Here is an 11,923-nt window from a genome sequence, read left to right as displayed (position 1 = left end):
AACTTAGTCACGTAGGGCTTTTTCGTTAAATCTATCTGATTCTACTTTTGTTCCCAATACGGTGGATTACCATAATATTCAGAGAAGTAGTCAATGAAGGCTCTCACCTTTGGTGCAAGTAACCTTGTGCTTGGGTACACAGCCCAAATTGCAGGCTCTGATGTTAATGGGTAATCTTCTAATATTTGAACCAGCTGACCGCTTTTCAGTTGTTCATAGGCACACCAATTCGATGTCACCGTGATCCCCATACCACCTGAGGCTGCGTCACGCAGTGCTTCCCCGTTATCTGCCCTGAACGACCCAGATGCCTTAATCGTCTTAGGCCCGCTTTCAGTATTGAAGGTCCAGTTTTCTAAACCAATTAAGCTAATACATTGATGATCGTTAAGATCTCGAGGTTTGGCTGGCTTACCATATTTGATTAAGTAATCAGGCGATGCACACACAATACGCTTGTCTGTCGCAAGTTTTCGGGCAATCAGTGTCGAGTCTTTCAGCTCCGAGATACGAATCGCGATATCAAAGCCACCCTCAACAACATCCACCATCGAATCTGATAGCCTGAGATCGACTTTTAACCCAGAGTAGCGCTCTAAGAATCCAGGTAAGGCAGGAACAAGATGCAAACGTCCAAAAGACGCAGATGCGGTAACTCGCAACGTTCCGGTTGGAGAATCACAACCCACACCGACCGCCGATTTGGCAGCATCCACGCTCGATAACACTTCTTCAGCATGAGGTAAGAATGCTTCCCCCTCTTCGGTTAAAGAGACCTTACGAGTGGTTCGGTGGACCAAGCGAACGCCTAAATTGTCTTCCAGTTTACTGATGTGCGAGCTTGCAACAGCAGGAGACAAACCAAGCTCTTGCCCAGCCATGCTGATGTTATGTGTGGAAGCTAAACGAACAAACAATTTGAGGTGTTCAATATTCATGAGATTACCAATAAAATCTTAAAAATCGCGTGCCAGTAACCCTCATTATGCGTCATTCACATAATAATACAACGTATTAACTCAGTTGAATTGTGAAGAAGTGATTGAGCCAAAACGAAAAAAAACTCCCGAAGGAGTTTTTTTGTCTAAGTCTGCAATTCGCCATTTAGCTAGTCAGCAAAATTACCAACTCACTAGCCAGTTAAACGTGCATGCAGTGCATCTTTCAGTACAGAACGATCATGTTTCAGTTGGTGCATCGAGCCGTCATCAATGGGTGAATCTTTCAGCTCAAGCTTACGAATCTCTTTATCAAGGTTGTCGTACGTCTTCATGTCTGCTGCAAAGCCATCGTCAGTTTTAACAAGCTCAGCAATTTTATCTTTCATTTCAGGAAATTCGTGAACAAGAGAATGATTTTCACCTAGCATAGAAACCTCTTAAGTTGAGTAAAGTGATTGGTATTACGCATTCATTATTAACCTTAGCAAGGGAGTCAAATAACAAATGAGATCCAGTACACAGCATAGAATATAGACAATTCAGATTCACAAATTTACAACATAAATCGGCAGGGATGCGTTGTTTTACATAGAAGAAAGCCTCACGTAATCGCAAGGCTTTGTAGAAGTGAGTTCTTTATAAGAACAGTGACAGAAATGATAATAACAGCAGCTAAAAAGTATTTTCAAAAAAGGATTAGCTGCTACAACCACCAGAATGAACTCGATTCATTTGATCATGTGAAGACGTGTCAGAGCCTGTCGATTGGCATCCTGCCACGAACAATAGCGTTACAGATAAGATAAGCCATTTCATAATAAATCCTCTTTCGGTCATGACTAAAGCATAGTGCTTAAAAGCGCGGATACCTCAATCATTAACTAAAACCTTACCTACCGATAAGGCCTTGGTTAATGAACAAAGCATCGCTTCTTTAACTAACGACCTGCTTTTGTACAAAAAACTTTCACTTCAACGAATGAAAATCGTACAAGAGCGAAAATAGGACAGCTATGGAACTAAGAATAAGAACTAGAAGTTAGTCACTCGTCGCCAAACGTACAGCCGCTTCTGCATGAATGGCTGTGGTATCAAACAAGGGAACATCAGTGTGTTGCTGCTGAATCAGGAGGGCGATTTCAGTACAGCCCAGAATAACGGCTTCTGCACCTTGTTGGCCTAGCTTCTCAATGATTTGACGGTATACATCTCGAGATTCTTCTTTTACTTGGCCTCGACACAGCTCTTGATAAATGATGTTGTGGACTTTCTCTCGGTCACTCTCATCAGGAATCACCACATCGATACCGAATTTGTTAGTCAGGCGGCCTTTATAGAAATCTTGTTCCATCGTGAAAGCCGTGCCGAGTAATCCGACTTTCTTCACTCCTTGTTCCAGCAGTTTCTGCGCTGTGGTATCAGCGATGTGCAAGATAGGAATAGTGATCTTCTCTTCGATCTCAGGAACGACCTTATGCATGGTATTGGTACAGATCAGGATGAAGTCCGCTCCGGCTTTCTCTACCGATAAAGCCGCGTCCGATAAGATATCCGCCGTCTCAGCCCAGCGACCTTGATGTTGAAGCTTTTCTATCTCATCGAAGTTCACGCTGTACATACAAACCTTTGCAGAATTGAGCCCGCCGAGTGTGGCTTTAACGCCCTCGTTGATGGATTTGTAGTAGCTCACTGTCGACTCCCAACTCATACCGCCGAGCAAACCGATCGTTTTCATTTTTTATTCCTTTAATTTCTGACTATCCCGATTAAAGCGTCATGCGTTAAAAATTTATAGTACGATCTTGCTGAAAATGAGACGAAGTCTTCGCTATTTAGCAAAAGGCTCGAATGAACCATCCGAGCCTTTGCTGTTTTGTCCGAATGTTTGTGTGGGTTAATACACCTCACACCAATCGGATTTCATGTCGATTAACGTCCAATCATCTCTGGAGTTCGCTTCGTCGAGTGCTTTATCAAGCTTACCCACATGGGACTCACGATCATACTTCCACTCGCGCTCGGCATCGGTGTGATGAACAATCATCGCCATTGAGTTTGGTTGACTGGTTGCCCACTGCATCATCGCTTGATCGCCGTCTGAGTTACCTACTGCTAGAATCGGCTTCTTACCGATAATATGCTGAATATTGCTGACCTTTCCGGCTTTGTCATCAATGGTCAAAATGGACGAACCTTTGGTAACGGTCGGATTACCGTCGTTGTAGCTGTAGTTGTATTTAAGTGCGCTACCGATGATCTGTTCTAACGGGATATTGTAAGCATCAGGAGCCCACGCCCTCATGAAATCAACGCCTCCGCCCGACACAATATAAGTCTTAAAGTCATGCTCTTGCAGGTAAGTCAGCATCTCTTTCATTGGCTGATAAGTAAGGTCTGTGTAGGCTTTGTTGAAGCGTTTATCTTTTGTTACCGTCAGCCATTGCTCAACGTCTTGCTGGTATTGCTCAACAGTCATACCAGAATGTGTCGCCATGATGATTTTCAATAGCCCTTCTTCACCGCTGCCCAGAACGCTCTCAATATCATCTTCGAGTACAAACTTAAACGGTGCTTCGGTTTTCCATTCAGGGTGATCAGGCGCCATCTCTTTTACACGATCTAGTGCAAAGGCTAATTGGAAGTAATAAGGCTTTTCCGACCAAAGCGTACCGTCGTTATCGAACACGGCAATGCGATCTTCAATTGCCACGAACGTATCAGACTCAGCTTTAGTGGCTTGCCCAACAAAGTCGACGATAGCGGATTTGCTCTCGCTGTCCTTCCAAGAAGGCAGCAAGTTGGGATCACAATCTTTAGCAAAAGATGAGAAAGAGAGACTGGATAAGATCGCGACAGATAAGAGGGTTATTTTCTTCATAGCAACTACCATGTTGTTGAATTAATTGTAGGGTTTAATTCAATTCATCCTAGTTGGTCTACTCTGATTTGCCACTTATGAACACTATAACCAATGCTCATGTTGGTATTAGATTAGTACCACAGCTAAGCTGGCTGAGGGTGCTCTGCGATGTATTTATCGAGAACTTAAAAGGAGACAAACAAAAAAGCAGAACTTCAATTCCTCAAAGTTCTGCTTTAACAATCCATGACTGCTTACGCTCTGCGCTTTTTGAAAGCGTGCCAACCAGCGCTGAAAATTGTTTTTAACACCACACCGAGTGCGCTTAGTTTTGGGTCGGCGTTCTTGCCAGAGGCAATGCGCCACATCTGATGTTCATACCAAACCAGCCCGACCATCGCCACCTTGTCTAATGCAGGTTTTCCTGTGGTTGGCACCGTTAGCGGCATGCCGTAACTAGGGTTTTCAATTAACTTGTTAGGGAAATCAGGATCAACCGCCATTGTGCGCGCAATGCCAATAAAATCGGTCGCCGAGGTGTTTAATGCGTCATTCATTGCTTGCGCGGTTCGAAAACCACCCGTGACCACCAGCGGCGTGCTCACAAGCTTTCTCGCCTTAACCATGTAATCCATAAAATACGCTTCACGTTTTACCGTGCTGGTCTTCAATGGCTCGGCTTTGTTCTTTGAACCCATCATCGATGGGCTTTCATAGGTGCCGCCGGAGATCTCAATCAGGTCGATACCGTTATCACTCAGTGTTTGCACAACCTGCATCGACTCTTCTTCAGTGAAGCCACCTTTCATGAAGTCAGCACTGTTGAGCTTAATTCCGACCGGGAAATCTTCACCGACCTCTTTTCGAATCGCGCGATAAACCTCAAGCACAAAACGAAGTCTGTTTTCGAGTGATCCACCCCATTTGTCTTGGCGTTGATTGTGTCTTGAAGACAAAAACTGACTCACGAGATAGCCATGAGCACCGTGGATCTGCACACCGGTAAAACCCGCTTGTTTTGAAAGCTTTGCACTCAGCGCGAATTTATCAATGATTGCGATGATTTCCGTCTCAGTCAGAGCTCGTGGCGTATTAAAGCCTTTTTCTAATCCACGCTCTAAAGAGATAGCCGAAGGCGCAACCGGGCTATCACATAAGAATTTAGGGATTTGCTTTCCTGGGTGGTTCAATTGCATCCATATCTGCGAACCATTTTGTGTTCCAGCCTTCGCCCACTCACGAAATACGCTTAAGTCACTTTGCTCATCCAACACAACGTTTTTAGGTTCACCAAGCGCACCTCTATCGACCATCACGTTGCCCGTCATGGATAGGCCAATTCCTCCTTGAGCCCAACGCTGGTAAAGCGTGACTAAACCTTGCTTAGGGTTATGATGTTTATCACCTAGCTGTTCACTCATTGCCGATTTGAACAGGCGATTTTTGATCACTTGGCCATTAGGAAGAGAAAAAGGGTCGTTGAGGCAGATCGGATTCATGCGCGTGGTTACTTTCTTTGGTTTATATATTGAGTCCAGTATGCCCTATTTTATCCGACAGTTTTTATCATTTAGTGCCTATTTCGAAGCAAGTTTCGCTCAATAATAAAATGCCAGCGGCATAGCAGCTGGCATTAATCGATTATAAATAGAATCTCAAAAACTGGGCTGACGCTGCTGAAATATGTCAACCAGAAAGGCTCGAACACCCTTTACGCTCATGGTAATTGTCGTTATTGTGATTCTCTACGCCATCATCACAAGGACTGTCTGAGAGTTATGAACAGCACGATTGAAACTATTCTGGGGCACCGCTCCATTCGTCAATATACAAATCAACCGATTGAAAAAGCACAACTTGATGTGATTATTCAGGCTGGTCTCGCGGCTTCATCATCGAGCTTACTGCAGGCTGTTTCTATCGTGAGAGTGACAGACAAAGAGAAGCGCAAACTGTTAGCTGAATACGCAGGTAACCAAGCTTACGTTGAGAATGCGGCTGAGTTTTTAGTGTTCTGTATCGACTATCAACGCCACGCTCAAATCAACCCTGAAGTGAAAACCGACTTTACTGAACTGACCCTGATTGGCGCGGTAGATTCTGGCATCATGGCGCAAAACTGCATGCTGGCGGCTGAATCTCTAGGTTTGGGTGGCGTGTACATTGGCGGGCTGCGTAACAGCGCACAACAAGTCGATGAACTGTTAGAACTACCACAACATACCGCCGTGTTGTTCGGGATGTGCTTAGGTCACCCGGCACAGCAACCAGAGGTTAAGCCTCGCCTTCCTGCTCATGTGGTGATGCACGAAAACCAATACCAACCGCTGAGCCTAGATGACATTGCCAGCTACGATGATTCGGTGCAAAGCTACTACGCAAGCCGTTCAAGCAACCAAAAGCAGAGCAGTTGGTCACAGCAGATCACTCAAAAGCTGTCTGGCGAATCTCGCCCACATATTCTGCCGTATTTGAACAGTAAGCAACTGACTAAAAGATAACGTTCAAGACGCTGCTTAGATAAATAAGCTACCTTTCCATCGCCACAAACAAAAATGTCAGCGTATTATACGCTGACATTTTTATTTATCCGGAGGCGGCTAGCTTACAGATATTTCTCAATCGGTAACAACTGTAGGAAGCCTGACTGCATTCGTTCCCATTGACCAGTGTCAGGTTCGCTGTCCCAACGTTGATCGCCTGAATACCAATACACATCACCGTCTTCCAATTCCAAGCGCCAGCTATTGTCGTCACTCATTGCTTGCTCAATAGTTTTTGCTAACGTTTCAGCAACCTCTTTATTCTCGATGATCAAAACCGATTCAGTATTGAGGTAGGTAGAACGCAAGTTGAAGTTAAATGAACCGATGCTCGCGATGCTGCGGTCGAATACGACTGATTTTGCGTGCAAGCCATAGGCCGTCTCAGGCGCACATTTAGACGCGTCTTGAGTCGATGCTTCACACAGCTTAGATTCTGGTTTTAGCTCAAACAGATCGATGCCATGCTCCAACATATCGTAACGTCTGCCCGCATAAGCAGAATGATTAGTCACCAGATCATTAGAGGCCATAGAGTTAGTTAGCGCTTTTATCTCAACGCCCTTATTGTTCAACACTTGCCACTCTTCAAGCTGACCATCATCGAATACAAGGTAAGCCGATTCCAATAAGATCTCTTGTTTCGATTCACTCGCTAACTTACCTAGAAGAATCGCGGTCGCTTTCGGTTCATCGGTATTGTCTGAATCATCAGGAACAGGCTGATCGTAAACAAAACGCGCATTCACCCATGCCATCTCACCAATCACCTCTTTCAGCAAACTATCAGCAGCCTTACGATCTAGTGGCAATTCCGGGTAATTTTGATAATGCGGAACGACAATATTATCTATCTTCGAGAGTTCAGGTTGCTCGTCATCACCCAGCATATCGACAGGGTAAGACCAACGGCTGTTCCAGTATTCAACAAAACTGGTTTGGATGGTGTTAACTACCGAGCCCATGACTAATACATCGCGGTCTCGGAAATTGATTTCATCAGAAAGGTCGAAGTATTCATCACCAATATTACGTCCACCCACCACAGACAAAGTACCATCGACGGTAAACGACTTATTGTGCATACGGCGATTTAAACGAGAAAAGTCGCCGACAAAGCTCAGCCATTTACTGAAACCGCGGCGTGTTGGTGTTGGGTTGAAGATACGAATCTCGACGTTCGGGTGTGCATCCAGTGCCGACAACAACCCTTCACGTTCGTTGAGGTTGATATCATCCAGCATTACGCGAACCTTCACACCGCGCTCGGCCGCTGCTAATAAACGGCTAGCGAGATAGCTGCCCGATTCGTCAGAGTTCCAGATGTAATATTGAATGTCGATGGTGTGCTCGGCACTTTCGACCAGCGCTAATCGCTGTGCCAAGGCATCCCAACCAGACTCTTGCAGACGAACCGCAGTGGTGCCTTGCTCTAAAGCTTCAGGCTGAAATTCATTGGTTAGAACCGATAAAGAACTAGGTGCAGGAGAGGTTGGCGGTTCTGTTGGATGATCGATGCCTTCAGGAAGTGAAGAACACCCACCTAAAACGGCGATTAAGATTAACGTTAAACTGATGCGTTGGAGCACAGGCATGTATCTGACTTCCTTTTCACGATGGCGTCTTTAGAAACTTTCCGTACAGCTTTTCAATGAACAAGCTATTCCGATCTATTCATTGATTATTACTGCTAAAGCCTGAAATTTATAGGTAATTATCCAGTATAAATTTAAAGGTCGGTAAATTGGCCCACAAATCACTTAAGTTGGGTGAGTACCAAACAGTATAAACTCAGCGGCTTTTCTACCATTTCGATGTTGAGTCTGTTCGGTCTGGGTGATGCTTCACCATTGTTTGGAGATCTAGTTTCACCGCTTGATTTCACACTAACAGGCGTGTCGACTTACTTATATGAGATTGTGCAAACGCATTACTTACGTAAACGCTAAAGCTGTTGTTGATCTAAGGGCATGTAAGGATCAACACCGAAAACATTGTTCACGCTGCATAACCTTTATCGTCTCTACACAAGCCTTCCTTATAGTAGTACCCTTTATCGTATTTCATTCTTAATGGTATTTATGTCTTATGAAGCTTTTGGTCGATCGCACTGGTGAACAGTTTTTAGAAATTCTGCAAGAATCGGGAGACACGCTGACGGTTCAATTCATTACCAATGAAGGCAATTGAAAGGGCAAGCCGTTCCAAGATCACTTGAGTGGATTGTTCCTCACAGGGTGGAAGCCGCGCACTACTTCAACCGCCATCGGATTAGAACGCTTTAAGCAAGGCAAGCTTGAAGATCCCAAAGTGAGTTTCGCATTGCACCAGCTCTATCCACTGGGTCGAGACGTAAAGTTACCTTCTGGTGATATCGCAACTATCGCGAGTTACGCCAATACCCATGCCCATGGCTACTATATGTTTGTGCGCCTCAACGATGAGTTGACCCGACTCAAGATTACACCCGATTGGGAACTGCAACCTTCCGCTCAAAGATTGGCTCTGCCTTATTACCCAGCCCCAAGAACTAAAGAAGAGCTCGACAACATTGACGATTTTGATGCGTGGGCTGGCGGTTTCTAAACACTCTTTACCTACGCCAAATAGCACATAACCCCCAGGTTATTATCAATTATTTTTTGATAATAATTCAAATGTAGCACTGTTTATCGTTTCAAATATTCCTACTATTATTTATCCATCGACACAGACGAGAGCTCAATAAACATAGACCCGCTCTTGAGCTAATAAGCCCTGTGACAAAGAACAACACCATTTCGGTGAATCAAATAATATAGGTAACGAACATGACTCAACTGACTATCATCGCAAACATCGTCGCTAACGAAGACAAAATTGAATTGGTTAAAGTAGAGCTGCTAAAGCTGATTGATATTACTCGCGCTGAAGAAGGCTGCATCAACTACGACCTTCACCAAGACAATGAAAACCCAGCACATTTCACTTTCTACGAAAACTGGACGTCGCGTGAACTTTGGCAAACACACATGGGTAATACCCACCTTGCTGAATACATGGCAGCAACCGAAGGTAGTGTTACGTCATTTACACTTAACGAGATGACTAAGATCGCTTAAGTACAGTTTCAGTAGTCTGTTACTAGAAAGCACACTGACAAGCTATCGAGTTCGATTTGAAAGCCCCGCTGCACGTCAGCGGGGCTTTTTTCATTTATGCGGATATCGTCAACTGCCTTAGTTAGAGCTTCAAACGGGGCTGAATAAAATCGATAAACGCCGAGATACGTTTAGAGACCGATGACGACTTGTAGTAAACCGCATTCACTCGCTCTCGGTCTGTGTTGGCAAGTTTGTCTTGTTCTAGAATAGGGATTAGGCGACCTGCTGCCATATCTTCCTGCACCATAAACCCCGATAAACAAGCTATCCCATTTCCAGCTAATACCAGTTGACGCACCGTTTCACCATTACTGGCTGTCACAGTAGGCGCGACATAACTTTGGTTTGGCAAAGGCCAATGGTTAAGCACTTTGTTACCCGAAAATCCCACAATTTGATGCGAACTCAAATCTTCAGGTTCGGTGGGTAGCCCACGCTTAGCGAGATAATCAGGTGACGCCACAATATGGAGTAAACTTTTTCCTAACGGGCGAGCGTGCAATGTTGAATCGGACAACTTACCGATTCGAATCGCAACATCGGTTCTCTTTTCGAGAAGATCAACGAAGCCTTCGTTGGAAGTGAGTTCCAACTCAATGTCTGGGTAAGCCTCTTTGAATGACTGCACCAACGGCACTAGCTGATGGAATACGAATGGACTGGCGGCATCGACTCTTAAACGACCTTTTGGCAACTCACCGCGCGACACGATTTCTTCTTCCGCGCTCTGAATCATCTGTAATCCCACCCTGACTGAATCGACAAACTGCCGTCCTTCCTCCGTCAATTCCACGCGTCTCGTTGTTCGGTTGAATATTGAGACGCCGAGTTGTAACTCAACCTTACTCACCGAGCGAGACACCTTGGCGACCTGCACATCCAGCGCCTCTGCCGCCGCAGAAAAACCACCAGCATCGACAACGGTGAGTACCATTTCTAAATCATCTGAACGGGTTAACATGAGGCTCCTTCGCTATCTTCATTTTGTTTAATGTCATCTCGCTTGTGCTCATCACAGCTCAAATCACGGTGTCTTTTCGATCTCATCAGCTTAATCCAATGATCGGCTAACCCTCCAATTATTGCAAATATCACAAAGGTTATTTGTTAATGATGGCATTTTTCACAAATATATTTTGCTAGATAATCCTCGCCATCAAACGAAGCGCTCCTATTGCAGTCACAAGCTGCCCCATTTTATCGCGCTCGGTACTTAACAAAGAACAGTAAGAGAGATGATTATGCCACTAGCATTACTTGCATTGACGCTCAGCGCCTTTGCCATCGGAACCACAGAATTTGTCATCGTAGGCTTGATTCCTACCATGGCGAGCGACTTGAATGTATCTCTGCCATCAGCAGGCCTATTAGTCAGTTTATACGCGCTTGGCGTTGCTATTGGCGCACCAGTCTTAACGGCATTAACCGGCAAATGGAATCGTAAAGCGGTGTTGCTGACCGTGATGGCATTGTTTGTCATTGGTAACTTATTGGCGTGGCAAGCTCCAGGCTATAACACGCTGATCGCCGCACGAATTTTGACTGGCCTTGCCCATGGTGTGTTCTTCTCGATTGGATCGACCATCGCGACAGGTTTGGTTTCAAAAGATAAAGCAGCCAGTGCCATTGCGATCATGTTTACAGGTTTAACGGTTGCATTGGTAACCGGCGTACCACTGGGCACTTATATCGGCCAAACCTTTGGCTGGCAAGCGACCTTCTTGATCGTTGCTCTGCTTGGTCTTATTGCTCTTATCGGCAGCGCTATCTTGGTTCCAAGCAACCTTAAGCAACCACCAGCGGCGAAGATTTCAGCACAACTAAAGGTTCTAACTCAACCACGCTTACTGTTGGTTTACGCTATCACAGCACTAGGTTATGGCGGCACATTCACAGCGTTTACCTTCCTTGCTCCAATACTGGAAAATGTATCAGGATTTGATTCGAGCTCAATCAGCTTAATCATGTTGGTTTACGGTGTGTCAGTGGCGGTCGGTAACATCTGGGGCGGAAAAATGGCCGACAAGATGGGCCCAATTAAAGCACTGACCGTTATCTTCTCTGGTTTAGCCGCAGTACTGGTGGTATTCAACTTTACCGCAGTAAACCCTTACGCAGCTGTTGCTACCATTTTGGTTTGGGGTGCATTCGCATTCGGTAACGTTCCAGGACTACAAGTGTATGTTGTGAAACTGGCTGAGAAATACACACCAGACGCCGTCGATGTCGCTTCTGGATTGAACATTGCAGCCTTCAACGTCGGTATTGCATTAGGCTCATGGGGCGGTGGTTTGATTGTCGCGAAATCTGGATTAATGAACACCCCTTGGGTAGGTGCTGTGATCGTTTTGATCGCTCTTGTTCTGACTCGATTCAGTGGTGCGTTAGATAAGAAGCAAGCACAACAAGCTGTTCCATCTAGCATCTAGCATCTAG

10 protein-coding genes and 1 pseudogene are annotated in these 11,923 nt (G+C 45.2%); 4 read left to right on the top strand and 7 right to left on the bottom strand.

The window, feature by feature from the left end; all coding sequences use genetic code 11:
- Window positions 1-41: 41 nt before the first annotated feature.
- The 5 genes from AB4507_RS14850 to AB4507_RS14830 all read right to left on the bottom strand — a co-directional run bounded on the left by AB4507_RS14850 (window position 42) and on the right by AB4507_RS14830 (window position 5,300).
- The gene (locus tag AB4507_RS14850) at window positions 42-938 is read right to left on the bottom strand and encodes a LysR family transcriptional regulator (protein ID WP_102320698.1); all 897 of its coding nucleotides are present in this window, start codon (window positions 936-938) and stop codon (window positions 42-44) included.
- Window positions 939-1,132: 194 nt separating this feature from the next.
- Window positions 1,133-1,369, bottom strand: coding sequence for a YdcH family protein (locus AB4507_RS14845; protein ID WP_017067743.1), 237 nt, complete (start codon window positions 1,367-1,369; stop codon window positions 1,133-1,135).
- A 611-nt stretch (window positions 1,370-1,980) separates the two neighbouring features.
- Window positions 1,981-2,676, bottom strand: coding sequence for an aspartate/glutamate racemase family protein (locus AB4507_RS14840; protein WP_065583757.1), 696 nt, complete (start codon window positions 2,674-2,676; stop codon window positions 1,981-1,983).
- A gap of 159 nt (window positions 2,677-2,835) precedes the next feature.
- On the bottom strand, window positions 2,836-3,819 hold the full coding sequence (locus AB4507_RS14835; RefSeq protein ID WP_137001406.1) for an HAD family phosphatase: 984 nt from the start codon (window positions 3,817-3,819) through the stop codon (window positions 2,836-2,838).
- Window positions 3,820-4,055: 236 nt separating this feature from the next.
- A complete protein-coding gene (locus AB4507_RS14830) occupies window positions 4,056-5,300 on the bottom strand; it encodes an NADH:flavin oxidoreductase/NADH oxidase family protein (protein ID WP_137001405.1) in 1,245 nt (414 codons plus the stop codon).
- A 279-nt stretch (window positions 5,301-5,579) separates the two neighbouring features.
- On the opposite strand from AB4507_RS14830, the gene nfsA reads away from it, so the two are divergent.
- Window positions 5,580-6,302 carry an oxygen-insensitive NADPH nitroreductase gene (gene nfsA, locus AB4507_RS14825; protein WP_102320702.1) on the top strand — a complete coding sequence of 241 codons (723 nt, stop codon included), beginning with the start codon at window positions 5,580-5,582 and terminating at the stop codon, window positions 6,300-6,302.
- Window positions 6,303-6,406: 104 nt separating this feature from the next.
- On the opposite strand, the gene AB4507_RS14820 is transcribed toward nfsA, so the two are convergent.
- Window positions 6,407-7,939 carry a phospholipase D family protein gene (locus AB4507_RS14820; RefSeq protein WP_372182889.1) on the bottom strand — a complete coding sequence of 511 codons (1,533 nt, stop codon included), beginning with the start codon at window positions 7,937-7,939 and terminating at the stop codon, window positions 6,407-6,409.
- A 493-nt stretch (window positions 7,940-8,432) separates the two neighbouring features.
- Here AB4507_RS14820 and AB4507_RS14815 point away from each other — a divergent pair.
- Together AB4507_RS14815 and AB4507_RS14810 are read left to right on the top strand one after the other, a co-directional pair.
- Window positions 8,433-8,930, top strand: a pseudogene (locus AB4507_RS14815) (hypothetical protein).
- Window positions 8,931-9,154: 224 nt separating this feature from the next.
- Window positions 9,155-9,445: a putative quinol monooxygenase gene (locus tag AB4507_RS14810; protein WP_372182888.1), complete on the top strand. Its 291-nt coding sequence runs from the start codon at window positions 9,155-9,157 to the stop codon at window positions 9,443-9,445.
- Between the two features lie 121 nt (window positions 9,446-9,566).
- Here the strand turns inward: AB4507_RS14810 and AB4507_RS14805 are convergent, their stop codons facing one another.
- Complete coding sequence (locus AB4507_RS14805) at window positions 9,567-10,448, bottom strand: LysR substrate-binding domain-containing protein (protein WP_372182887.1); 882 nt, start codon at window positions 10,446-10,448, stop codon at window positions 9,567-9,569.
- 280 nt (window positions 10,449-10,728) lie between these two features.
- Between AB4507_RS14805 and AB4507_RS14800 the strand changes: the two genes are divergently transcribed.
- Window positions 10,729-11,916: an MFS transporter gene (locus tag AB4507_RS14800; RefSeq protein ID WP_017062388.1), complete on the top strand. Its 1,188-nt coding sequence runs from the start codon at window positions 10,729-10,731 to the stop codon at window positions 11,914-11,916.
- Window positions 11,917-11,923: the final 7 nt, after the last annotated feature.

It is taken from the genome of Vibrio sp. 10N.222.54.A3, from assembly GCF_041474095.1.
Classification (GTDB): domain Bacteria; phylum Pseudomonadota; class Gammaproteobacteria; order Enterobacterales; family Vibrionaceae; genus Vibrio; species Vibrio crassostreae_C.
Note: the sequence above shows the minus strand (reverse complement) of the source record. Positions and strands in the feature narration are given on the sequence as shown.